The organism is Adlercreutzia wanghongyangiae, assembly GCF_035989245.1.
Classification (GTDB): domain Bacteria; phylum Actinomycetota; class Coriobacteriia; order Coriobacteriales; family Eggerthellaceae; genus Adlercreutzia; species Adlercreutzia wanghongyangiae.
In genome coordinates this window covers 1-25,109 of the sequence record NZ_JAYMFF010000009.1, presented here as the reverse complement: position 1 = coordinate 25,109, position 25,109 = coordinate 1, and the positions used below count along the sequence as shown (strand labels likewise).

At 64.1% G+C, this 25,109-nt stretch carries 18 protein-coding genes; 6 read left to right on the top strand and 12 right to left on the bottom strand.

The features are described 5' to 3' along the window. Positions 1-89: 89 nt before the first annotated feature. Positions 90-1,250, bottom strand: coding sequence for an acyl-CoA dehydrogenase family protein (locus tag VIN30_RS05145; protein ID WP_326423583.1), 1,161 nt, complete (start codon positions 1,248-1,250; stop codon positions 90-92). A 336-nt stretch (positions 1,251-1,586) separates the two neighbouring features. Here VIN30_RS05145 and VIN30_RS05140 point away from each other — a divergent pair, with 336 nt between their 5' ends. Further along, positions 1,587-2,897 carry a CaiB/BaiF CoA transferase family protein gene (locus VIN30_RS05140; RefSeq protein ID WP_326423584.1) on the top strand — a complete coding sequence of 437 codons (1,311 nt, stop codon included), beginning with the start codon at positions 1,587-1,589 and terminating at the stop codon, positions 2,895-2,897. Positions 2,898-3,895: 998 nt separating this feature from the next. Beyond that, the gene (locus tag VIN30_RS05135; protein ID WP_338209843.1) at positions 3,896-5,767 is read left to right on the top strand and encodes a flavocytochrome c; all 1,872 of its coding nucleotides are present in this window, start codon (positions 3,896-3,898) and stop codon (positions 5,765-5,767) included. A 148-nt stretch (positions 5,768-5,915) separates the two neighbouring features. On the opposite strand, the gene VIN30_RS05130 is transcribed toward VIN30_RS05135, so the two are convergent. Both VIN30_RS05130 and VIN30_RS05125 read right to left on the bottom strand, forming a co-directional pair. Then, a complete protein-coding gene (locus VIN30_RS05130; RefSeq protein ID WP_338209841.1) occupies positions 5,916-6,533 on the bottom strand; it encodes a flavodoxin family protein in 618 nt (205 codons plus the stop codon). A 242-nt stretch (positions 6,534-6,775) separates the two neighbouring features. Continuing rightward, positions 6,776-7,654 carry an enoyl-CoA hydratase/isomerase family protein gene (locus VIN30_RS05125; protein WP_326423588.1) on the bottom strand — a complete coding sequence of 293 codons (879 nt, stop codon included), beginning with the start codon at positions 7,652-7,654 and terminating at the stop codon, positions 6,776-6,778. 553 nt (positions 7,655-8,207) lie between these two features. Between VIN30_RS05125 and fadK the strand changes: the two genes are divergently transcribed. Then, positions 8,208-9,845: a medium-chain fatty-acid--CoA ligase gene (gene fadK / locus VIN30_RS05120; protein ID WP_326423589.1), complete on the top strand. Its 1,638-nt coding sequence runs from the start codon at positions 8,208-8,210 to the stop codon at positions 9,843-9,845. A 134-nt stretch (positions 9,846-9,979) separates the two neighbouring features. Here fadK and VIN30_RS05115 read toward each other — a convergent pair whose 3' ends face one another. The 7 genes from VIN30_RS05115 to coaD all read right to left on the bottom strand — a co-directional run bounded on the left by VIN30_RS05115 (position 9,980) and on the right by coaD (position 17,575). Then, positions 9,980-11,122, bottom strand: a complete 1,143-nt coding sequence (locus VIN30_RS05115; protein ID WP_326423590.1) for an acyl-CoA dehydrogenase family protein — start codon at positions 11,120-11,122, stop codon at positions 9,980-9,982. Positions 11,123-11,206: 84 nt separating this feature from the next. Next, positions 11,207-12,028 carry an MBL fold metallo-hydrolase gene (locus tag VIN30_RS05110; protein WP_326423591.1) on the bottom strand — a complete coding sequence of 274 codons (822 nt, stop codon included), beginning with the start codon at positions 12,026-12,028 and terminating at the stop codon, positions 11,207-11,209. Continuing rightward, positions 12,028-12,984 (bottom strand): NUDIX hydrolase, encoded by a 957-nt coding sequence (locus tag VIN30_RS05105; protein WP_338209837.1) that lies wholly within the window; start codon positions 12,982-12,984, stop codon positions 12,028-12,030. The genes VIN30_RS05110 and VIN30_RS05105 overlap by 1 nt, the downstream gene beginning before the upstream one ends. Continuing rightward, a complete protein-coding gene (locus VIN30_RS05100) occupies positions 12,977-15,070 on the bottom strand; it encodes a heterodisulfide reductase-related iron-sulfur binding cluster (RefSeq protein ID WP_338209835.1) in 2,094 nt (697 codons plus the stop codon). Before VIN30_RS05100 ends, VIN30_RS05105 begins: the two co-directional genes overlap by 8 nt. 24 nt (positions 15,071-15,094) lie before the next feature. After that, complete coding sequence (locus VIN30_RS05095; RefSeq protein ID WP_338209833.1) at positions 15,095-16,078, bottom strand: electron transfer flavoprotein subunit alpha/FixB family protein; 984 nt, start codon at positions 16,076-16,078, stop codon at positions 15,095-15,097. 30 nt (positions 16,079-16,108) lie between these two features. Continuing rightward, the gene (locus VIN30_RS05090) at positions 16,109-16,864 is read right to left on the bottom strand and encodes an electron transfer flavoprotein subunit beta/FixA family protein (protein ID WP_326423597.1); all 756 of its coding nucleotides are present in this window, start codon (positions 16,862-16,864) and stop codon (positions 16,109-16,111) included. Between the two features lie 216 nt (positions 16,865-17,080). Further along, entirely contained in the window at positions 17,081-17,575 is a 495-nt protein-coding gene (coaD, locus tag VIN30_RS05085) for a pantetheine-phosphate adenylyltransferase (RefSeq protein ID WP_326423599.1), read from the bottom strand. A 294-nt stretch (positions 17,576-17,869) separates the two neighbouring features. Between coaD and VIN30_RS05080 the strand changes: the two genes are divergently transcribed. Next, positions 17,870-18,646, top strand: a complete 777-nt coding sequence (locus VIN30_RS05080) for a phage tail protein (protein WP_338209831.1) — start codon at positions 17,870-17,872, stop codon at positions 18,644-18,646. A gap of 343 nt (positions 18,647-18,989) precedes the next feature. Here the strand turns inward: VIN30_RS05080 and VIN30_RS05075 are convergent, their stop codons facing one another. Both VIN30_RS05075 and VIN30_RS05070 read right to left on the bottom strand, forming a co-directional pair. After that, the gene (locus tag VIN30_RS05075) at positions 18,990-20,174 is read right to left on the bottom strand and encodes an acyl-CoA dehydrogenase family protein (protein ID WP_326423602.1); all 1,185 of its coding nucleotides are present in this window, start codon (positions 20,172-20,174) and stop codon (positions 18,990-18,992) included. A gap of 120 nt (positions 20,175-20,294) precedes the next feature. Then, the gene (locus tag VIN30_RS05070; protein ID WP_326423603.1) at positions 20,295-22,376 is read right to left on the bottom strand and encodes an oxidoreductase; all 2,082 of its coding nucleotides are present in this window, start codon (positions 22,374-22,376) and stop codon (positions 20,295-20,297) included. A 462-nt stretch (positions 22,377-22,838) separates the two neighbouring features. On the opposite strand from VIN30_RS05070, the gene VIN30_RS05065 reads away from it, so the two are divergent. After that, on the top strand, positions 22,839-23,492 hold the full coding sequence (locus VIN30_RS05065; RefSeq protein WP_326423604.1) for a TetR/AcrR family transcriptional regulator: 654 nt from the start codon (positions 22,839-22,841) through the stop codon (positions 23,490-23,492). A 135-nt stretch (positions 23,493-23,627) separates the two neighbouring features. Then, positions 23,628-24,842, top strand: a complete 1,215-nt coding sequence (locus tag VIN30_RS05060) for an acyl-CoA dehydrogenase family protein (protein ID WP_338209826.1) — start codon at positions 23,628-23,630, stop codon at positions 24,840-24,842. Positions 24,843-25,109 lie beyond the last annotated feature (267 nt).

The window sequence follows — 25,109 nt, the reverse complement described above, 5'->3', positions numbered from 1 at the left end:
ACGGGAGCGAAACGAGCGCGGCGGGGCCCCTCGCGACCTATCGGCTGCACCCGCCGCACCCGCTGCCTGCAGGCGCGGCGGGACCCGAATCAGAAACTCCGGTACTTCTCCATGATGAGCGGTGCGGCGATGTAGACCATCACCTGGTCGGTGCCCTCGGCGATCTGGTTGCCGCGGCAGTCCTCCCAGATACGGCTCACGCGCGAGCCCTCGGTGTAGCCCAGGCCGCCCAATATCTGCATGGCGTCCGAGGCCACCTCCACGGCCGCCCGCGGCACATACCGCTTCATGAGGGCCACTTCCAGCCGCTCCTCGTCGTCGGCCGTCTCCACCGCCCAAGCCGCGCGGTATACCATGGAGCGCATGTTGCGCAGCCGCACCTCCATGTCGGTGAGCATGGTCTCTATCTGCTGGAACCGCCCCACCTGCATGCCGAAGGCCTTGCGGCTGCGGGCGTGCTCCACCGCGTCGTCCATGGCCGCCTGGGCCATGCCGAGGCTCGAGGCGCACAGCAGCACGCGCCCGTACTCCAAAAGCCCGAACAGGCGACGGAACCCGCCTTGGGCGTCGTCCAGCCGCCAGGCCGGATCCAGCTCCACGTCGTCGAAGGAGATGAGGGCGAAGGGCAGCATCGACTGGCCGATCTTGCTGATAGGCACGGCGTTGATTCCCGGCGCATGGCGCGGAATGAGCCAGAACGACAGCGGCGGGTACTTTCCCTCCCCCGCGTCGTCGCGGTCGATGGCGGCCGTCAGAATATAGGGCGCGTACTCGCCGTTGTTCACGTAGGACTTGCGGCCGTTCAGCAGCAGACGCCCGTCCACCGTCTGGCACGAGGTCTTCATGGCCATGGAATCGGAGCCCCCGTCGGGCTCGGAAATGGCCAGGGCGAACATGAGGCGCCCGGCGGCGCGGTAGTCCTCCACGATGGAGGCCGCCTCGCCGTCGCCGGCGAACCCGCGCATGATCTGCAGGTTGAACAGATCGGTCTGGAAGGGCAAGCTGGTGCCCGCGCAACGGGACAGCTCCTCCACGATGAGGGCCTGGGACAGAAGCGAGTGGGCCACGTCGGCCGGCACATCGTCCTCGGCGGTATCGTAGTACAGGTCGACGAACTCCTTCATCACCGTGTCGGGCAGACCCTGGTCGCGGCACCACTTGGCCACCCGCTCGGGGGTGAAGGTCTCCATGCCGAAGGCGCGAAAGGCGCCGATGAGCTTATTCTGGTCCTCGTTCAACGCGAAATCCACGATTGCGTCTCCTCCCTTTATATATAGTAGGAAACGGCGCGGGATGCACTCTGTCGCGCCCGGCGCCGCAGCCAACCTTGCGCCCGCATCGCGCCCCCATCGCGACGGGGACCCCGCGGGCGGCCATCTCCTTCCTTGGTTGGAAACATTTTAATCTTCTTGTCCTGTTTGCATAGGAAGAATCTTCAAACCAACGGGATTTTTTTCAACAAATTCGTGCCATTTTTACCCATTTTTTTCTTTTTATCCGTAGATTACGGTCAATAACCCTGAGAAGATAGGTTTGCAAACAAACGAACCGCCCGACTAACCACACAGGAAAGGAGTGTTGTCGCCATGACCGTTACCGAAAAGCTCAACGGCTACGGCCCCCTCGCCGGGATCAAGGTCGTCGAGATGTGCACCTACGTGGCCGCCCCGGCTACCGTCCGCGTGCTGTCCGAGATGGGCGCCGAGGTCATCAAGATCGAGTCCTTCGCCGGTGACACCCAGCGCACCCAGGGCCCCGGCTTCGGCTGCGAACTGACCGACACCGAGGATCCCACGATCGACCTGAACAACACCAACAAGAACTGGGTCTCCCTGAATCTGAAGGATCCCGAGGGCCTGGCCATTGCCAAGAAGATGATCGGCGAGGCCGACATTTTCATGAACAACATGCGCACCGCTGCCCTGCAGAAGCTGGGTCTGGACTACGAGACCCTGCACAAGGAGTTCCCGGGCCTCATCTGGGGCCAGATGCGCGGTTACGGCGAGTTCGGCGAGTTCGCCCATTCGCCCGGATACGACGCCGTGTGCTGGGCTGCCCGCGGCGGCGTGGCCGGTACCTTCCCCGAGAAGGACACCTCCCCCGCGATTCCGCCCCAGGCTTTCGGCGACTACAACACCGCCATCATGATGGCTGCCGGCCTGCTCGGCGCGCTGGTGAACAAGCTGCGCACCGGTGAGGGCGACAAGGTGGTCGTGAACCTGTACCACTCCGCCATCTGGGGCGGCTCCATCGGCCTGTGCGCCCAGCAGTTCGGCGCGGACTACCCGAAGTCCCGCACGAACGTGCCGAACCCCTTCAACAACACCTACAAGACGGCGGACGACAAGTGGCTGTACATCTGCCAGCCGCAGCACAACCGCTACTACAACGACATGATGAAGATCATCGGTCGCGACGACCTGGTGGACGATCCGCGCTTCGCCACGATCGAGAACGTGAAGGCCGAGCATCGTCAGCCCGAGCTGATCACCATCCTCGACGAGGGCTTCGCCAAGAAGGACCTGGAGGAGTGGCTGAAGATCCTGGCCGAGTGGGAAGTGCCGAGCCAGAAGGTGTTCCGCTTCACCGACATTCTGAAGGACGACGAGGCCTACGTGAACGACGCCATCCGCAAGGTGAAGTACGACGCGTTTGGCGAGCATGCGCTGCCCACCACGCCCATCCGCTTCGCCGGCTACGGTGACCCGCCGATCATCCTCTCCAAGCCCATCGGCTACCACACCGCCGAATACCTGGAGAAGTTCGGCTACACCCCCGAGCAGATCGCCGAGCTGGAGGAAAAGGGCGCTGTGAAGTGCTACCACGGCGAGGAGGTGCCCGACACCATCTTCAAGTCCGAGCGCCAGGAGAAGGGCGAGGCCGCCTGCAACTGGTAAGCCCAACGTGCTTCCTATCTCTGAAAGGAGTCGCTTCGGCGGCTCCTTTTTCGTTCTCCTTCCCGCTTATCACGCGCCGTATGTACCGACCATGTCCGAGTCGCCTTTGAGTGCCCCTTCTTTTTAACACTCTGGACTCGTTAGTCAAATCGCAAAACCCAAGTCGTAGATGGAACCCCCATGCGTTCCGGCGCCGTTGGCCAAAACCTATCCCTATCTTCTCCCCAGCAGTTACCAAGCGCTACAGCAGCAAGGGGCAATGGTCGCAAATCAGTGGATTTCTATAAGCTTTTTACCCCTTTGGAAGGTTTCTGGCCACAAATGAACCGATATCTAAGATCGCTGCACCTCAAAACGGGACATGAGCCTCGTCCTTCCAAAAGAAAGGCCATATTTTCAGAGATTTATAAGGATGTGAGAGTATGATTCCCGCTAGGCCCTTATAAAGCAGCAGATTTGTGGCCAGAATTAGACTAGAACACGCTGGAAATCCTTATACATCTTGATCTTCGTGACCACAATCGAAATGATCATCGTGATGACAGTCGAAAGCATGAATCGGAACGTCGGCACCACGCATGCAGGCGACATAGCGTGCTACGAGGTGGTGTCGCGCAACAACGGAGCTGGCATGGAATGGACGCGATCGTCCGCGACGACGCACCGGAGAGATTGCAGCCGACGAGCACACCGTACGGCTCGTGCCACCAAACGCAGAGCCCCCCTTCCCTACAGAGCACTGCGGGCGTCGCAATCTGTCAGAATATCGGAGCGGGCCTCGTTCTTTTCGAAACTCCGAGCTAACGTTTCAAAATATCAACACATAATATGCACATGCATAACAGTGAGTTATTGACGCATAGTTACATCCCTCTACCGTACTAAAGTGCAGTCATGGCAATCGCCTGAGCCTCTGGCAGTTCCCGAGACCATCCCGGCCAAATCAACAGCGACTCCCCCGATGCCGATAACCGTCATGCCAGCAAAGGAGGCATACCATGACCCGCACATCTGACAACAACGCGACCAGCGGCATATCCCGCCGCACGTTCTGCAAGGGCGCCGCCGTTCTCGGCGTCTGGGGCGGCCTGGCCAGCTTCGGCCTGACCAGCTGCGCCCCGCACAGCACTTCCGATGGGCTCGCCAGCTCGGCACCCTGGAAGGCGGGCACCTACACCGCCGATGTCACCGGCCATAACGCCCCCTACACCATGACTGTCACGTTCTCCGACAACGCCATCACGGCCATCGACACCTCCGCCAACCAGGAGTCTCTCGGCGTGGGCGCCGACGCCCTGAAGACGCTGACCGACCAGGTGATCGAGAACCAGACCATCAACATCGACACCGTCACCGGCGCGACGCTGTCCTCCATGTCGCTGCAAGAGGGCCTGAAGGAATGTGCCGACCAGGCCGGCGCGCTCGACGCCCTGGAAGAGGCCCCTGCACCGGCCAAGCCCGAAGTGCAGCCCAGCTACGACACCGACGTGTGCGTCGTGGGCGGGGGCGGCTCGGGCCTGGCAGCGGCCATCGCGGCCGTGCAGGCCGGAGCCAGCGTCATCGTTCTGGAGAAGTGCGGCATCACCGGCGGTTCCACCAACGTATCCGAGGGCGCGCTGAACGCCGTGGATCCCGAGCGCCAGGAGAAGCAGGGCATCGAGGACTCAATCGAGACGTTCTACGAGACCACTATGAAGGGCGGTCACGACAAGGGCACGCCCGAGCTCGTGCACTACCTGACCGACAACGCGCTCGATTCCGTCCACTGGCTGGAGAGCCTGGGCGTCGAGTTCAAGGACGAGTGCGGCAGCGCCACTGGCTCCCTCGGCGAGCGCAGCCACTACCCCGCTACCCCGTCGGGCAACACCTACATCCGCTCGTTCCAGCAGTTCGTATCCGATAACGCCGACAAGATCACCATCCTGAACGATATGCAGGCCAAAGAGCTGATCACCGATGCCGGTGGAGCCGTGGTGGGCGTGAAGGCCCTGTACGACGAGACCGAGGACGTGACTGTGAACGCCAAGGCCGTCATCATCGCCACCGGCGGTTTCGGCGCCAACGTGGAGTACCGCCAGTCCGTGAACGATGGCGTGTGGAAGGAAGTCGTGCTGGACGACTCCATCGGCTGCACCAACATCAAGCCCTGCGCCCAGGGCGAGGGCCTGGCGCTGGCCGAGGGCGCCGGCGCCGAGCTGATCGGCCTGTCCGACATCCAGTTGCATCCCTGCGGCACTCCGGGCACGGGTCTGATGGAGGACATCCGCACCTCCGGCCGCAACCGCATCTTCGTGAACAAGGAAGGCAACCGCTTCGTGAACGAGGGCGCCGAGCGCGACGTGCTGTGCAAGAACATCTTCGCCCAGCCCGACGGCACCTACTGGGTGGTCGTGAACAAGCTACGCTACCCCGATCCCGACGAGCCCGACGAGAACGGCGCCACCATCAACAACATGCTGGGGCTGCAGCACATCGTGACGGGTGAGACCGTTGAGGAGCTGGCCAGCGCCATGGACGTGGACGCGGCGAATCTGCAGGCCGCCATCGACGCCTACAACGCCGTAGTGGGCGGCGGCACCGACGAGTTCGGCTTCGTCGCCAACAACACAGCCGACGCCGCCATGACCGAAGGCCCCTGGTACGCCTGCCGCAAGGTGCCCACCGTGCACCACACCATGGGCGGCATCCATGTGAACGTGGAATCCGAGGCCGTCTCGGCCGACGGCGCCGTGATTCCCGGCCTGTATGCCGCAGGCGAGTGCACCGGCGGCATCCACGGCAGCAACCGCCTGGGCGGCAATGCCATCGCCGACTGCATGACCTTCGGACGTAACGCCGGCACCAACGCCGCAGCCTACGCCCTGGCCTAAGGCAACGCCCCAACCGACCGATGTGCGGCTTTGCATGACGGCCGCTGAAAAGCAGGAGGCCCTCCGCCATGGAGGGCCTCCTGCGCTGCGAATACACGTTGCAGCACCGGGCACGCCGGGCACGGCAACGCGTTCAAGACTCGGCCGCTTATCTGCCCAGGCGCTCGCCCAGGGCCACTACGTCGGTGCCGAGTTGGCGGGCGATGGCGAACCCGATGGCATCGCCCTTCACCGAGCGCCACACAGGACGCCCCGCCTCATCAAGCCCCGCGAAACCGGTGGCGATGGCCCCGGGAGCCAGCACCGGACCTTCCGGACGCGCGTGCACGGCCAGCATCTCGTGGGTGGCCAGCCACTGGTCGATGAGCGCCAAAGTGCCCTCGGCCCCGCAGTTGTTCAGGCCGGCCGTGGTCAGACCCGCGCCGATCTTCCCCTTCAGCACGTTCTCCACCATGTGGAAGGGGCGCGTGCGGTCCATGAAGTTCTTGGTGCGGGCGCTCACGGTGCCGAAGTAGTCGGGCGATGCCAGCAAGATGGCGTCGGCGCCGCGCATCTTCTCGTACAGGCCTTCCATATCGTCCGACAGCGTGCAGCTGGTCTGCATGAGGCACTTGTTGCAGCCGATGCAGAACCCGATATTCAGCCTCGAGAGCTCCACCAGCTCGGTTTCAGCCCCAGCCTCGGCCGCCGCGTCCAGCGCCGCCTGCAGCAGCGCCGCCGTACCCTTCCCCGCCCGATGGCTCCCGTTGATTCCCAGTACTTTCATAGCGTCCTCCTCGTCTCAACAACGTTCGATTCGAGAGGAGACGCGGGGTGCCTTGACCGAGCGAGTTCCGCGGCGACTGAAACAGGACTAAATGTCCTGTTTCACCAAGCGAGGACTGTCTGAGCGAATCAAGGTACCGCGCGGCTCCCCTGCGGCGATTTTCTGCCTAGAAAGAGAAAAGGAGCCCCGGCCTTGTGGGCTGCGGGGCTCCCGATACGGTACGGTGGTGCCGTCCCGATCTCTTACATGTTGTGGAAGGCGTACTTCTCGGGGTTGGCCTTCACGTCCTCGCGGTTCTTGGGGTTCATCTTCAGGGTGCCCATGATACCGTCGTTGGTGTTGGAGGCCAGCACCTGGTTGCGGTTCTCCATCTTGATGACGTTCTCGAAGGAGGTGCCGTCCAGCGAGGACTGCAGGCACTCCTTGGTCAGGCGCAGGCCGAACGGAGCGGTCTCGCGGCAGATCTCCTCGGCCAGGGCCACGGCGGTCTCAAGCACGTCGTCGTCGGCCACGACCTGGTTGGCGAAGCCCCACTCGTACAGCTTCTGAGCGTCGAAACGACGGGGGTTCATGAGGATCTCGCAGGCGCGGGCATAGCCCACGATCTTCGGGAGGAAGAAGGCGCCGCCCATGTCGGTGCCGGTGTAGCCGATGGACAGGTAGCCGGCGTTCATCTTGTAGGACTCGCCCAGGATGCGCATGTCGCAAGCGCAGGAGATGGACAAGCCGCCGCCCACGGCGAAGCCCTTCAGGGCGCCGATGATGGGCTGCTCGCAGCGGCGCATGTTCACGATCTGGTCGGAGCACATACGCTGCATGATGTAGAAGTCGCGCTGAATGCGGCCCATGTCCTCCGGGGGATCAAGCGCCAGGTCGTTCAGGTTGAAGCCGGCGCAGAAGGACTTGCCCTCGCCGGTCAGCACGATAACGCGGCAATCCTTGTCCATGCGCACCTTGATGAGGAAGTCGTTGAACTCCGCCATCTGGGCGTAGGACATGGCGTTCAGGTTGCCGGCGTCGTTGAAGGAGCAGATGTAGACCGGGCCGCGCTGCTCGATCTTCAGCTTCTCGTAGTCGTAGGTGAACTCGGGCAGATGGTAGGCCTCCTGGTAAACACTCATGACGCAAACCCCTTTCGTACAATGTACTCAAGTTTTAACTTTTAGCCCATTGGAATTTCCATCCTCTTGGCTTTGTCCTCATGTTGCGCCATGGTATTTCAAATTTCTACGGACAAATTTACTCTTTTGTCTATTTTATTACACAAATACTCAGTTTTGTGGGTAACAATTTAGATACATATTATTACCACCTATATCATCATTGGATATTCCGATTATCTTTTCTCAATTTGTTCTTCTTGTCCGATATGCATCTTTGTATGCTAGAAGCAAGGGTTTTTCGGCGAAGTATCGACCGATGGCTTCGATGCCAGGGGAAAGGAATGCCTATGGACCATGCTCCAGGGTGCGCCGCGCCACGGAGGCGACGATGTCGCCGTCCGCGCGGGGCAAGGCGGGAACAGCCAAACAGGAAAGGGGACATCGATAGGTCTTTCCGATATATGCGCGGTTCTTGCTATGACATGCCGTCAATGACGGACGGTATGATGATGCTATCGAGATTGGTCGCCGTACGGGGAAAGACGGCGGAGTGCACAGCAAAGGGGTTTGCATGATCACGGATCTCAAAATCAACGAGGAGCAGAAGAAGAAGTACTACGACCATGGCTACTGGACGGCCGACTCCATCCGCGAGGTGTGGCACGACCAGGTGGCCCGTCACGGTGAGCGCGAGTACGTGTGCGACGACACCGGCAGCCGCTACACCTACCGCGAGATCGACGAGCGCGCAGGGCGTCTGGCTGCATGGCTCGCCAGCGAGGGAGTGCAGGTGGGCGACGTGGTCACCGTGCAGTTCCCCACTTGGGCCGAGTTCTGCATCGCCTACGTGGCCGTCATGAAGCTGGGCGCCGTGATGCACCCGGTGCCGCGCAACTACAACGACATGGATCTGGAATACGCCATGAACCTAGTGGGAAGCCGGGCGTTTCTGTGTCCCACGTTCTCCCACAACGTGGACTACGAGGCCCAGATCGCCTCGGTGCGCGAGTCCATCCCCACCCTGGGGCCCATCGCGGTGCTGGACAAGCAGGCGCCCAGCCACACCGAGTTCCCCACCTTCGACGACATCTACGGCCGCTTCGAGCCGATGAGCGCGTTCGCGCCCGTATCGGCCGACTCGGTGGCCTGCATCCTGCCCACCTCGGGCACCACGGGCAAGCCGAAGCAGGCCATGCTCACCCACAACAACATCCTGTTCTCCGAGCGCGTGTTCACCCGCGAGCTGGGACGCACCGAGGACGACGTCATGTTCATGCCCTCGCCGCTGAACCACGCCACGGGCTTCTTCCACGGCCTCATCTCGCCCATGTTGCTGGGCGGCCGCGCCGTGCTGCAGCAGGACTTCCACGCTCGCGAGGCCATCGAGCTGATGAACGAGGAGGGCGTCACCTGGTCCATGTCGGCCACGCCCTTCATCTTCGACATGCTGAACGTGCTGGAGGCCTCCGACGACGGCCTGGCCTTCAAGACGCTGAACCTGTTCTGCTGCGGCGGCGCTCCCCTGCCCCCGGCGCTCATCGAGCGGGCGCATCGCCACGGCATTCTGCTGTGCGAGATCTACGGATCCACGGAAAGCTGCCCGCACGTGTACGTGCCGCCCGAGAAGTGCCTGGAATGGAACGGCGCCTGGTCGGGCGTGCCCTTCGAGGGCATCGAGGTGCGTGTCATCGACGCCGAGGGCAATGAGCTGCCGGCCGGCGAGCAGGGCGAGGAGCTGTCCCGCGGGCCGCACATGTTCGTGGGCTACCTGAACGAGCGCGACCGCACCGACCGTGCCCTGGACGATGACGGCTGGTTCTACAGCGGCGACTTGTGCTATCAGGATGACGAGGGCCGCATCCGCATCAACGGCCGCAAGAAGGAGGTCATCATCCGCGGCGGCGAGAACATCTCGGCCCGCGAAATCGACGACGACCTCATCGGCTGCCCGGGCTTGGCCACCTCGGCCACCATCGGCATGCCCGACGAGCGCCTGGGCGAGCGCATCTGCACCTTCGTGGTGGCCACCGATCCCGACAACCCGCCCACCCAAGCCGACCTCATCGACTACCTGACGAGCCGTCATGTGGCCAAGCGCCTGTGGCCCGAGCGCGTGGAAGTGATCGACGAGATTCCCGTCACCGCCACCGGCAAGGTGAAGCGTTTCATCCTGTCCCAGGTGCTGAAGGAGCGCATGGCCGCGGAATAGGCGGACAGGTTCGCAATCGAGGCCCAGGAAGAGAAACCCCCGACGTTTTTGCAGGCGTCGGGGGTTTCTTGTTGATGCTTGTTTACTGGCATGCGTCCGGTCCGGGGCGGACGGACGGAAACCGGGAAAGGCCGCTACTTGTACTCGCGGTCGAGCTCGCGGGCGATGGTCATGCGCTGGATCTGGTTTGAGCCCTCGAATATCTGGAAGATCTTCGCGTCGCGCATCAGCTTCTCCACCGGATACTCCTTAGAATAGCCGTAGCCGCCGAACACCTGCACGGCATTGCTGACCACCTCCTGCATGGCATCGGTGACGAAGGTCTTCACAATGGCACCGTCCTTGCGAACCATCTCGCCGGCATCCATCTGACGCATGCAGTTGTTCACCACCACGCGGGCGCACTCGGTCTTGATGGCCATGTCGGCCAGCATTGTCTGCACCATGGGCATGTCGATCAGACGGGTGCCGAACTGCTTGCGCTGCTTGGCGTAGGCCACGGCCTCGTCCACCGCGCGCTGCATGATGCCCACGGCCAAAGTGGAGATGAAGGCACGAGACAGGTTCAGCGCGTTCAGCGCCACGCTCATGCCGCGGCCCTCCTCGCCGATGACGGCGCTGGCGGGCACGCGCACGTTGTCAAGCACCACCTCGCTCGTGTCCGACAGGCGGAAGCCCATCTTGTGCTCCTTGGCACCGGCGGAAAGGCCGGGGGTGTCGCCGTCGATGAGGAAGCCCGTAATGCCGTGGGCACCGGCCGCGGGGTCGGTCTTGGCGAACACCACGTAGATATCCGAGATGGAGCCGTTGGTGATGAAGGTTTTGGTGCCGTTCAGCACGTACTCGTCGCCCTCGCGCACGGCGGTGGTGCGCATGGCGGCCACATCCGAGCCCGCGCACGACTCCGACAGGCAGAAGGCCGCGAAGCCCCCGTTCTCGGTCTTCTCAACGAAATGGCGTGCCTGCTCGGGCGTGCCGTTCAGCATGATGTTGCGAAAGGCCACGAAGTTGGTGACGAAAGTGTCGGCGTAGGCGGCGTCCACCTTGGCCAGCTCCTCGAACATCATGGCGCAGGTCTCGTAGGACAATCCCATTCCACCGTATTCCTCGGGAATCTCAACCATATGAAGACCCAGGTCGAAGCCCCACTGGAAAAGCTCCGGCGGGCACTCCCCTGCCTCGTCGGCTGCCGCCACATGGGGCAAGATCTCGTTTTGGGCCACATCGCGCACCAGCGCGATCAGCTCTTTCTGCTCGTCGGTGTAGGCAATGGCCATGGGACGTCCTTTCTCTCGGGCAGAACTTCTTCTCTCGGCATATCTCGCAGGCTGCGCGCCCTGGCAGGGCGCGGGCCGGATATATCACAGGGTGCCGCGCTCCTGCAGCAGGCCCTCGTCGTAGGCGTAGCGCAGCTGGGCGTTCACACTGCGCACCGCGGCATCGTGCAGGTCGGGGGCCACGTCGTTGTAGATGGCCTCCACCAACGCCGGCGCGTCGGCGGGAATGCCGCTGCGCACGGCGGCGACCACCTGGTTCAGCCGGCGCGTGCGATGGGCCCGCGCCGCCTCGATGCGCTGGCGCGGGTCCTCGATGACAGCACCGTGGGCCGTGCACAACCGCTGCACGCCCTGCGCGACCACGAAATGAGCCAGCGCATCGAGGCTGGCCAGATAGTCGCCCATACGGCCGTCGGGCCAGCACACCATGGTGGGGCTCTGGGCGAACAGCACGTCGCCGGTGACGATCAGATCGCCATCGGGCACGTAGAATCCGACCGAGTCGCTGGAATGGCCGGGCAGCGCCAGCACCTCCATGGGCAGGTCGACGCCGTCGATGGCGAGCGGCCCCGGCCGCAGGCTTCCGTCTCGCAGGCCCAGCACCGGCGCGCCGAACCGCTCCCCCGCGGCTGCGGCGCAACCGGCATGGTCGGCATGATCGTGGGTGAGCAGCACCGCGCGCACCTCCAAGCCCCGCTGCTCGCAGGCCCGGACAATGTGCTCGAGGCAGCCCGCCTCGTCGGGACCCGGGTCCACCACCACGCCCGTGCACTCAGCCGGATTCGCCAGCACCCAGGTGTTGGTGCCCCGATAGGTAAGCGGAGACGCGTTGTCGTGGCGCACGCACTGGGCGTGACGCCCCACCATGGCGCCGTCTTCGGGGGTATGCGGGCGAACGGGGGCCACTAGGCGCCCTCCACCGTGCAGCCCATGACCACGTCCCCGTTGGCATGGGCCACGGGATGCGGCCTCACATGCCCGTCGAAGGGCAGGTTCCACGCCTCGTCCACTGAAGTGGCGCGCGTCAGCGATGTGAGGTTCGATATCGTGGGCGGCACCAGCTTCAAAAGGCCCGCGTCGAAGCGCGCGAGCGCCTCTCCCGGAGCTATCCAGGCGGCCTCCACCGCCTCGGTGGTGCGCCCGTCGGCATGCTGTCCCTCGGGCAGCCGGGCCAGGAAGAAGTAGGTGTCGTAGCGGCGCGCCTCGCTCTCGGGCGTCACCCAATGGGAGCGCAGGCGCAGCTGGTCGCTGCGCAGCACCAGTCCCGCCTCGGCCAAAAACGCACCGAAGGACAGTGATCGGTCGGCCACGGCCGCGCGCTCGGCGGCCCAATGGTCGCCCCGGGCATCATGGGCAGGCGCCCCGCCCGCATCGGAGGCCAGCAGCACGCCGCTCTCCTCGAACACCTCGCGAGCCGCCGCCGTAATCACCGCGCGGGCCCGTTCGGGAGTGCAGCTCATGGCCCGGGCCCACACCTCGGGGGCAGGGCCGGCCCAGGGCACGTCGCCCTCCAGGTCGCGACGGTCCATGCCACCGCCGGGAAACACCACGGCATCGGGCACGAAGGCCATGGTGGAGCAGCGTCGCAACATGAACACGTCCACCGGGGCCGCCTCCACCGTCTCCTCGATCACCGCGCCGCCGGGCAGCGGGCTCTCGAAGCGCCGGTAATGCGACTTGCCCGCGCTCACCAGCATCACCGTAGCCGCCAACCGCGGCTCTACCACCTCGCCGGCGGCAGGGTGCGCCAGATAGGCGCGGGCGCGCTCCACCAGGCCCGGCTGGTCGTCCACGGCGTATTCCACATGACATCCGGGCGTCAGCGCCTCGCGCACGCTCTGGATGCGGACATTATCACTCATCGTAGGCTCCTGCGAGAATCTCGGCGATATCCCTCACCGGCACATCGGCATCTTCCGACACCATACCATCGGAGAGCATCGTGAGGCAGAAGGGGCACGCCGTTGCCACCATATCGGGAGATGCGGCCAGGGCCTGCTGCGCCCTCGCCACATTCACACGCTCGCCGGCGTCCTCCTCGAGCCACATACGCCCGCCGCCGGCACCGCAGCAGAAGCTGTGGGCGCCATGGCGCTCCATCTCCACCACGGCACCGCCTGCGGCGCGCACCACGGCGCGCGGCTCGTCGTACACGTCCTGGTAGCGTCCCAGATAGCACGAATCGTGCACGCACACGCGCTCGGCAGCGGACCGCTCGGCAGCGCGGGGCAGGCGCCCCTCGGCCACCAGCTGCGCCAGCAGCGCGCTGTGGTGAATCACCTCGTAATGGCCGCCCAACTGCGGATAGTCCCGCGCCAGGGCCTGGTAGCAGTGCGGGCACTGCACGATGATCTTCTTCACCCCGCAGGCATCCAGCGTGGCGATGTTCTCGCTGGCCAGCATGAAGTACACGAACTCGTTGCCCATGCGCCGGGCGGAGTCGCCGCAGCATTTCTCGTCGTTGCCTAGAATGGCGAAGCTGACGTTCGCCTCCTTCAGCAGCCGCACCAATGCGGCCGACACCTTGCGGTTACGCGTGTCAAAGGCGCCGGAGCAGCCGGGCCAGTACAGGTACTCGGCATCGGGGTTGTCGGCCAGCGTGGGCACATCCAGCCCTTCGGTCCACTTCGTACGCGTCTGCCAGCCGAGGCCCCACGGGTTGCCGTTGTTCTCCATGTTGCGGAACGTGGCCTGGGCCTCAGAGGGGAACGCGCTTTCCATGGACACCTGATAGGTGCGCATCTTCACGATCTTGGGCACGTGCTCGAGACGAGCCGGGCACACCTCCATGCAGGCGCCGCAGGTGGTGCACGACCACAGGGCCTCGGGCGCCACCACATCGCCCACCAGCGTGCGGTCGACCACCGCCCGCTCGGCATCGGTCAGGTCGGCGGCAGCCACCAAGTCGGCTGCCGTGGCGGGCGCATCGATCGCGGCGCGGTCGGCCCCGTCGACATCCTTGGCAGCCTCGTGCTGCAGACGGTAGATGATGGATCCGCGCTGCTGCAGCTCGGCGCCGAGGTCCTGCATGAGCGCCTTGGGGCTGAGCGGTTTTCCGCAGGCGAAGGCCGGGCAGGCCTCCTGGCAGCGGTTGCAGCGGATGCACGCCTGGGTGTCGAACAGGTCTTTCCAGGTGAGCTCCTCCAACGTGCCCGCGCCCATGGTCAGCAAGCCCTCGTCCTCCATATCGATGAAGGGCAGCTCGCCTTTGGGAGCCAGGGAGCGGCTGTACACGGCGCGGGGCACCAGCAGCACGTGCACCAGCTTGCTGTAGGTCCACCAGGCGATGAGCCCGAAGGCCAGCACCATGTGGAAGTACCACAGCCCCTGGTGCAGGGCGCTGATCTGCCCGGCGCTCCAGCCGACGAACAGCTGGGCGAACAGGTCGCCCACCGGCGACCAGGCGCTCCACGGGTCGTCGGTGCCGGCGATGCGCAGGCCCTCCAGTACGAAGCCCGTCACGCCGATGGTCAGCAGCAGCCCCAACACGACGAAGTCCTCGGGCTTGGAGTCGAGGCTCTTGTTCGCCAGCCGTCGCACGATGCAGGCCACCATGGCGATGCAGAACGCCGCGCCGGCGATATCGACGGTCAGCGAGAGAAAGTACAGGTAGAAATCGCCCTGCACGAACGGCAGCCCCAGGTCGGCCTGGGCGGCCACCGTCACCGTGGCGACGAGCAAGATGATCATGGCCGTGTACATGGCCACGTGCACCAAGCCCGGGCCACGCCGTTCGGCCACCTTCACCTGCAGCAGCGCGTCGCGGACCATGCCGGCCAGACGCTCCTTCGGGTGATCGGAGCGGTTCTCGGGCTGACCTATCTTCCACAGGCGCCAGCGGCGCACGAAGAAGAACACCGCACAGCCCAGGGCCAGCAGGAAAAGCGGATAGATGATCCAGTGCGCGGACACGTTCCACAGCACTTCGCGAGTGGGCACCTCTCCCATGGGGCCGACCTTTCTCGAGATACTTTACGCGCGGGAGGCCAGCTCGGCCTCCAGCAGGGGCACGGCCTCGAAGAGATCGGCCACGATGCCGTAGTCGGCCAAAGCGAAGATCTCCGCCTCGGGGTCTTTGTTGATGGCCACCACGCACTTCGAGGCGGCCATGCCGGCGGCATGCTGAATGGAGCCGGAAATGCCGCAGGCGATGTAGAGAGTCGGAGCCACCGTCTTGCCAGTTTGGCCCACCTGGTACTGGATGTCGATCCAGCCGCCGTCCACGGCGGGGCGCGAGGCGCCGATGGCGGCACCCAGCTTATCGGCCAGCGACTCGATGACGGCGAAGCCCTCCGGGCCGCCCAGGCCGCGGCCGCCCGACACCACAATGTCGGCCTCGGTCAGATCGACGCGACCCGAGGTGGCGCGCACCACCTCGGCGATGGCGCGGGCCAGGGCGGCGGAATCGGCGGGCACGCGCACGACCTCCGCCGTGCGGGCCACATCGGCCGCGGCAGCGGGCATCGCAGCGCGACGCACGGTGGCCACCACGGTGGCCGTGCCGGGAGCGGCCTGGGCGCGCTCCACCACCTTGGCGGTGTAGGGCTCGCGCACGAACACCGGCGCAGCGCCGGCGGCGGCTTCCACGGCCACCACGTCCGAGAACAGCGGCGCACCCAGCGTCTGGGCCAGGGCCGGTGCGGCGGCGCGGGCCTCCGCACCGTCGGCCAGCAGCACCACCGCCGGCGGCTCGGCGGCATCGGCAGCCATGCGCGCCAAGGTGCGGGCCAGGGTCTCGGGGGGCAGCGGCGCGCCCTCCGCCTCCACCACGGCCACCCGGTCGGCGCCCAGCGCCGCCAGCGCGTCGGCGTGGCGCCCTGCGGCGTCGTTGTAAAGCACGGCGGTCACCGAGGCGCCGGCCGCATCGGCCAGCTGGCGCGCCGCGCCCATCAGTTCCGCATTCACCTGGCGCAGCGCCTCTTCGGCACCGTTCACGCCCACCCACATATCAGCCATAGCTCTATCCCTTCTCCGGTGAAATCGTCTTTACAGCACCTTCGCCTCTTCGGCCAGCAGGCGCACGGTCTCGGCCACGGCCTCGGCCGGCGCGCCCTCCACGATGCGGCCGCCCGTGCGCGCCGGCTTCAGCTCGCGCGACAGCACGACCACGCCGGAGCCATCGGGCACCGCCGCCGGACGCGTATCGATCTTCTTGCGGCGTGCGCCCATCACGTCGCGCACCGAGGGGTAGCGCGGCTCGGCCAGGCCCTGCTGCGCAGCCACCACGGCCGGCAGGGGCAGATCGGAGGCCTCCACGCCGTCGTCCACCTCGCACAGAACGCGAATACCGCCGTCAACGACCTCGCAGGAGGTGGCCATGTTGGCCAGCGGAAGGTCGAGCAGCGTCGCCACGCGCCCCATCACCTGGGCCGCCGCCGTGTCGCCCGACTTCCAGCCGCCCATGATCAGATCGGCACCCAGCGGGCGGATGGCCTCGGCCAGGGCGGCGGCCACCTCGGCCGCATCGCGCGCGAGCCAACCGTCGTCCTCCAGCAGCACGGCCTCCGAGGCGCCCATGGCCAGGCCGTGGCGCAGCGCCGATGCGCAGCCCGCGTCGCCGAGGCACACCAGCGTGACGGTGCCGCCCTGCTCCTCGGTGATCTGCACGGCCCGCTCTACGGCGAACTCGCTGTAGGGATCGATGACCAGGGTCTGGCCCTCCAGGCTCACGGCCCCCTCCCCGTCCAGCTCGATAACGGCCTCGGTGTCTATTACCTGCTTCACGCACACGACGATGTTCATCTCTCACCTTTCCGCTCTGAAAACGGTCTCTTTCCCTATTTTAGATAAGCAGGTGCCGATGAAACATACATACTCAATCGCTTTTGACCATCATTGATGGACGGTAATTCACTTTTGTCCAAATAAGTGAAAGGCTGCTTCCTGCCTCAACGGGACAGAATGCAGCCTTTTGTTTACTATTGGAATTTCTTATTCCCTAATAAGGGAAATTTTGTCCTACTTTTCCGCTGCCAGCTCTGCATAACGGCGGCGCAGCGCATCCTCCACGCAGGGGCTCACGAACTGCGAAACGTCGCCACCGAGCGACGCGATCTCGCGCACGATGGACGACGACAGGTACATGTGCTGGGGCGTGGACATGATGAACAACGTCTCCAGCTCTTTGTCCAGCTGGTAGTTGAGCGCCGTCATCTGGAACTCGTACTCGAAGTCGGTGATGGCCCGCAGGCCCTTCACGACGGCCTGGGCGTCCATCCGCCGGGCGAAGTCGACCAGCAGCTCGTCGAAGGGTTCCACGCGCACGTTGGGCAGATCGCGTGTGGCCTCCTCCACCAGCGCCACCCGCTCTTCCAGCGAGAACAGCGGCTTCTTCTTCGCCGATACGGCCACGGCCACCACAACCTCGTCCACCAGCTGCGCCGCGCGGCTGATAACGTCCAGATGCCCGACGGTGATGGGATCGAAAGTGCCGGGGGTAAGCGCACGTTTCACGAAAGCTCCTTTTCCCTCAAAGGTCGCCCGCGCCGATCGGCGCGGTGTTCCCGACGAGTGTACACGATGCGCGCGCGGCCGTCCCTCATTCCCCTCAGGCGGCACGCGAACTCCTTTTCTGATTGTAGGCAAGAATGCTCGCGACAGATATAGACATAAACTGTCTTATGTCCCATAAATAAACCCCGTGCATCTATTTTTCCTCTCGATAACGCGCCATCGGCGCTCCATTTACACGGATTCATTGCTAGAATGTGTCCCATAAGGAAGAGCTGATCGAGAATCGAGGCAGCCATGCAAGTGCACACTATCCACGGGATCGATTGCGCGGTGGAGAAGATCGACCCCGCCGTCGTCGAGGCATTCCTCGACGCCGCCCTGTGCGACGACCCCATGCTGGGCGATTCCATCTGCGCCATGGCCGACGCCATGAGCGCCGAGCTGCACCCCCGGGGCGTGTACAAGCTGTTCAACCCCGCCACCTGCACCCTTCCGCCGAAGTACACCGAACCGGCCATCAAATTGGTGGGCACGCTCGCCGTGCTCTACGGCGAGGCCGCCTACGAGCGCATGAGCGAGGCCGAGCACACCGCCATGGCCGTATCCACCGTGGGCACCGACGAGCAGATCGCCCGACTGCGCGACCGCCTGGTGCACAGCGACATGGAAAGCCTGCTGTTCGACGCCTGCCTGGAGGCCATGACTTCGCTGGCCGCCGACAAGCTGGCCGCCGCCATCGCCGACGACGCCCACGAGCGCGGGCTGCACCGCGGCAGCACCCTGGAATGCGGCACCGAGGACTTCCCCCTTACCATGAACAAGACGCTGTCGTTCTTCGTGCAAACGGAGAAGCGCCTGGGCCTTACGGCCGACGAGGACGGCACGCCATCGGATCGCTGGAGCACCTGGGGCGTTATCGGCCTGTACAACGAGACCCAGAAGAAGCGCCGCGGCTGCGCCTACTGTCACAACGTGCGTACCTGCACCATCCGCAAAGTGGGCATGACCTGCCATGGCCGCCGCACCAGAAAGAAGGCGAAGGCCCCCAAGCCGGCGCAGGACCAAGCATAGCCGAAACGATCGAAGGGCGCCCGCGGGCGCCCTTTTCGTATGCCCTCATTCGCATCTGTCCCAGATCGGAAACGGTGCCCCGGAGGGCGCTACCCGCCGACCTCTGATCGCCCCGCGGAGAGCGCGGCTGTTAAGAATCAGCTTCTACTTCAGCAGCAACGATGCTGGGATGGTACCGACTCATGTGCGTCATCTTCGCTGATTCCGTAGCCGCGTTCGCAGCGGGAAAAGCGATCAGCGGGCGGCGGGCGGCGCCCTCCGGGGCGCCCCACCACCGCCAACAAAGAAAGGGACCCGCTTTCGCGGGTCCCTTTGCTTCCGAGTTGGAAATCGCAGAGGCGATTTAGATGGTCCAGAGGTAATCCGGATCCTCGGCAGCCTTGGCGTACTCCTTGAGGATGCCACGGCCGGAGATGTGCACCATGATCTCCACGGTGCCGCCACCGATCTGGAAGCCACGGCAGTCCAGCATGAGGCGGGACACGCGGGTCTCGTCGGTGAAGCCCAGGCCGCCCATGAGCTGCAGGGCGCGAGAGCACACGTCGGTGAGCGCCGGGGCGCCGTAGCGCTTCAGCATGGCGGCGTCGTTGTTCACCGGAATGCCGTTGTCCATCTTCCAGCAGGTGCGATACAGGAAGTTACGGGTGTTGGTCAGAGCGATCTGCATCTCGACGATGTGCTCCTGCACGAGCTGGAAGGTCTTGATGCCCTTGCCGAACTGCTGACGCTCGTTAACCCAAGCGCAAGCGTCGTCCATGGCAGCCTGAGCCTCGCCGAGGAGCTCGGCCAGCAGCACGCAGCGCTCCCACTCGAAGTTCTTCATCAGCTGCAGGAAGCCCTTGCCCTTGATGCCCAGCAGAGCGCTCTCGTCCACCACGACGTCGTCGAAGATGATCTTCGAGAAGGGCATGATCTGCATGCCGATCTTGTTCAGCGGCTCGATGGTGACGCCCTTGGAGTTGGCGGGCACCAGGTACATGGACATCTCCTTGTTCTCACGGGAGGGGTCCTCGTCCTTGCACACCACGATGAAGCCGTCGGAGTTCTCACCAGAGGTCACCCAGGTCTTCGTGCCGTTGATGTGGATCTTGCCGTCGGCGTCGCGGGTGGCGCAGGTGGTCATGCCCTGGTTGTCGGAGCCGGCGCCGGGCTCGGAGATGGCCAGGCAGTACGGCGGGTAGCCGTTCTCCTTGTAGTAGTCCATGGCGTACTGGATCTGCTCGGGGGTGCCGAACTCAGCCATGTCGAACATGATGAGCAGGTTGGGAGCCATGGGGATGTTGCCGCCGCAGTGGTTCAGCTCCTCGATGATCATGGCCATGGTCTGCTTGTCGACCGGCTTTCCACCGTACTCCTCGGGCAGACCGTAGAGACCCCAACCCTCGTCAACCCAGGACTTGGCAACCTCGGGGGCGATGCCACGGTTCTTGTAACCGGCGGCGATGACCTCCTCGGTCAGGTGCTTCTTGCCCCACTCGCGGATGCCGCGCTTGATCTCGAGCTGCTGCTGGGAATAGCTGAAATCCATTTCTTCCTCCTTTAAGGCTTTGACTTTATTCAAAACGCTGCTGCGTTTGAACCGAAATTGGAAAGCGGGGCGCCGCGCCGACGGGGTGCGGCGCCCTGATTATCGGGGTTAAGGCCCGATTTAGATGGCCATCGAGGCCTCGTAGCCGCCCTTGACGGCCTCGAGGGTGCGGTACACCTTGCCGGCCGGGGTGGTGGCGTCGCCGATGAGCTTGGCATGCGGCCACACCTTCACGACCTCGTCGTACAGGGTGGTGTTGGCCTCGACGCCCACCGAGGTGAGCACGGTATCGCACTCGAGCAGCTGCTCCTCGCCCGTTTCCACGTTCTTCACCTTGGCGCCCTTCTTGGTCACCTCGATGAGCTCGGTGGAGGGCATCAGCTTCACGCCCTTCTTCTTGAGCAGGTTGATGGTGGGGTTCTTGTCGATGATGCCGATGCCGTTGCCCATCTTCTTGGCCGGATCGATCACCGTGATCTCGCGGTTGTCGCACATGGCCTCGGCCACTTCCAGGCCGGCGAAGCCGCCGCCCACGACCACCACGCGCTTGCCCACGATGGCCGTGGGGCCGGTGGCCATGTTCAGGCCCATGCGCATGAACCCGACGGTGCCGCCCTGGGCCTTGATGGCGGCCACAGCGGCCTTCCACAGCATGCCCTTGCCCTCGGGAACCACGCCGTTGCACATGGCCTTGATGTCCTCGGACTTCACGACGTTCTTGCCGTCGATGCCGGGCACGTCGATGGGGATGATGCCGCCGCCGGGCGAGAGGATCACCTGGTCGGGGTTCAGAGACTTCAGGTAGTCGACGTCGACGTCCTGCTTCAGCACCACCTTGATGTTGTCATGCAGGCCGGCCTCGCCCTGCCAGTAGGACACCAGAGGCTCGATGTTGGCGTTCAGCACCTGGGCCATGTTCAGCAGGCCGCCCACACGGTCGGAGTGATCCACCACGGTCACCTTGTGGCCGCGCAGAGCCGCCACGCGAGCCGCCTCCATGCCGCCGGGGCCGGCGCCCACGACGACCACGTGCTGCTGCTCGGTCGCCGGATGATCCTCGGGCAGGCCCACTTCCACGCCCTGCCACACGTTGGCGTTCACCGAGCACTGGCACGGCTTGCCGATGAAGATGTTGTCCAGGCAGCGCGAGCACACGATGCAGGGACGAACCTGCTCGGGATGGCCCGCGGCCACCTTGCCGGCCGTGGCCGGGTCGGCGATGAACTGACGGGCCATGCCCACCGCGTCGCCATAGCCCTCGTTGACCACCTTGTCGCACATGTCCAGCGTGTTGATGCGGGTGCCGGGGAACACGGGCTTGCTGGTCACGGTCTTGCACTGCTTGGCCAGGCCGATGAACTCGCCCTCGGGAACGATCTGGTTGGCCACGGGGCGCGGAGCCTCATGGAAGCCGGCCTGGATGGACCAGGCGTCCACACCGTGGGCCTCGATGATCGGGATGAGCTCGAGGGTGTCCTCGATGCGGTTGCCGTCGGGCATCAGGTCGTCGGCGGAGATGCGCACCAGGATGGGCATGTCGTCGCCGCAGGTCTTGTGGATCTCGTCGATGATCTCGGTCAGCAGGCGAGCGCGGTTCTCCGGGCTTCCGCCGTACTCGTCGGTACGGTGGTTGGAGTACTTGGACAAGAAGCGCATCACCATGTAGCCGATGCCGGCGTGAATCTCGATGATGTCGATGCCGGCGTCCTTGCAGCGACGGGCAGCCTCGCCGTACTGCTTCACGACCTGGGCGATCTCCTCTTTGGTGTACTCGCGCTCGGGCATGCCCACGAACGGGCCGGAGGGCACGTCGGCGGAAGGCGCGTAGGACAGCAGCGGGTCATCGCCGGAGGCGCGCCACTCGTAGCACAGCTGCAGCTGGGCGGCAACCTTGGCGCCATGAGGATGGCACACGTCGGCGATGCGCTTGAAGCCGGGGATGAACTCGTCGTCCCAGCAGCCGCAGGCGCCGGTGGTCGTATGGTACTTGGGCTCGGTGCCGAAGCAGTCGCACACATAGCAGGAGCCGATCTCGATCAGGCCGACGCCGCCCTTGGCGCGCTGCTCGTAGAAGTCGACCAGGTCGTCGGTCACGTGGTAGTTGTCCACCTTCTCGATGGTCATCGGGAGCATGATGAAGCGATTCTTCAGCTCCACATTGCCGATCTTGAGCGGCTCCAGCAATTTCTGGTACTTTGCCACAGCGTAACTCCTTTCCTTATTCCCCATAGAACGTAAAGGATATCGGGCAGTTTCACCGTACTGCGTAGGATGAATCCCCAGGTTCGTGATCCTGTCCCACGCGGTGTGGCGCTTGCCACCCAATGCGACCCGTCTTGACCGGTACTGTGAGCAACCCGTCTTCCCAAGTCTCCTCTTGGCTCCTTATTCTACGGACTTCAGTTTCTTTTTCGATGGACAGATATTTATAATTGTGTAGTCAAGTATCGGTAATTCCTTTCCCACCATAGGCAATTCATTGATTTTTCCTTTCATTTGACCCTCAAAACCATCAAATTTAGTGGTCTGTTATCCGCTCAAATTGCCCACTCTCGGAAAAATGACCGCATTTTGACCGGAAAAGGCCTTTATAATAGGTGCATCGTTTAACGCTGGGGCGCTTCCGTCCCGCAAGGTTTTCGGCCATACGAGGGAGGGGCCCGCATGAATGCCCTCAACACCATGCTGTTGATCTCCGACGCCTTTGTGTCGCTGTGCGACGAGATACCGCTGCGCAAGGTGTCAATCAGCGACATCGTCGCGAAGACGGGCAAGAACCGCAAGACGTTCTACTACCACTTCGAGAACAAGGACAAGCTCATCATCTGGATCTTCCGCTACGATCTGGGGCAGGTGCTGAAGCAGCACTTCTCCGAGTCGGTATTGCTGTACGAGGAGCCCAGCGACGACCCGGTGGCGCGCTTCCCCTACTACATCACCCAGAAATCCGGCGTGCGCTCGCTCGACCACGCCGAGTTCTTCCAGTGCTTCGCCGAGGTGCTGCAGGGACGCCGCAACTTCTACCGCCAGGCGCTGGTGGACAACGGCCCCTACTCGCTGCGCAACTACCTGTACGCGCTGTACCTGGCCGCCATGAAGCGCGACATCGACATTATCCTGTCGAACCGCTACCTGCCCCGCGAGAACATCGACTTCCTCGCCGAGTTCTACACCTGCGCGTTCCTGTACTACTACATCCGCCGCTGCGACCAAAACGGCGTGGAGAACCTGGCCGCAGACTGCGGTCCTTTCGCCAACATCATCCACAGCTCGCTGGAAAATGAGATCAAGGAAGCCCAGATGCGGCGGAACCTGTAGGCGCGGCCTTTCATCGTTTGTTCCTATTTCGCGGTTTATTTTTTCGATGCATTCCTATTGGACTTCGTTCTCGGCGGCCTGTCAAACTGGCTCCAGGGAACACGCGCGCACGCGCACGAGCGAACAGGAGGATTCATGGGTAAGCTTTCCGAGGAAGAGTTCCGCGCCTTTTTGAAGCAGGTTCGCGAATTGGCTGAAGGGCCGTTCGAGGAGATGCAGAAAGAGGTGGAGGTCACCAATAAATTCCCGCAGGAATTCATCGACATGGCCATCGCCAACAACCTGTACCGCTACGCCCTGCCCGAGCAGTACGGCGGCTGGGGCTTCACCGAGAAGGAGATCCTGCAGGTGCAGGAGGAGTTCTCGCGTGGCCCGGGCGGCATGCGCATGCATCTGCACTACGCCGCCGACCTGAACTGGCGCATCCTGGATGACTACGGCTGCGACGAGCTGAAGGCCGAGTTCATGCCCCAGTTCGCCGACAAGTCGGTGTTCACCTGCTTTGCCCTGACCGAGCAGACCGGCGGCACCGGCGCCGACGTGCACACCACCGCCGTGAAGGATGCCGACGGCAACTGGGTGCTGAACGGCGAGAAGTGGCTCATCTCCCACACCGACGTGGCCCAGTACGCCTACGTCATCGCCGTGACCGACCCCGAGAAAGAGGGCGACGAGCGCCTGTCGGCCTTCTGGGTGCCCATGGACGCCCCGGGCTTCGAGCTGGTGCCCATGCCGCACATGATGGGCTGCCGCGGCGCGGGCCATGCCGGCTTCCAGATGACCAACGTCACCCTGCCCCCCAAGTGCCTGCTGGGCGAAGAGGGCCAGGGCATGGAAGTGGCGATGCACTCGCTGGCCGTATCGCGCGTGCATATCGCCGACTCGAACCTGGGCATGTGCCAGCGCATGCTGGAGATTTCCATCGCCCGTGCCCGTGACCGCATCACCTTCGGCAAGCCCATCATGGAGCGCCAGGCCATCAAGATGAAACTGGCCAACATGGCCACCATGATCCACGCGCTGCGCTGCATGGTCATCGAATTCGCCGACGAGTACGACCGCGACCCGCACGGCCCCTACATCGCCGAGAAGGCGGCCATGGCGAAGCTGTTCTCCATCGACACCACCCGCGTGGTGTCCGACGAGATGCTTGAGATCTTCGGCGGCGACGGTTACTTCGAGGACTCCCCCTACGGTCCCACCGAGCGCTTGTACCGCGACGTGCGCGCCATGTGGCTGGAGGAGGGCGCTCCCACCATCCAGCGCATCACCATCGCCCGCGAGCTGAACCGCCACAACGGCGTTTTGGAATACCCCGAGCAGAACTGGATCGCCGGCACGAACCTGTAGGCGGCTTCCACACCCCAACGAAAAAGACCCCGACACGGGGTCTTTTTCGTATGCTAGTCTTTTCCGCTTTCGACTCCTGCTGCAGTGGCGGCCCTCAGCCCCTCCGCATCCCGCAGGGGCGGCTTTCAGCTCCTCCGCATCCTGTAGGGGCGGGCTTCAGCCCGCCCTCGGCCGCGGGCAGCGTTTCCGGCAGGAGGGGCGGCTGAAGCCGCCCCCTACGGAGAGCCCGCCCGAAAGGCCCCGCGCGAGGTCCCGCGCGGACGGCCG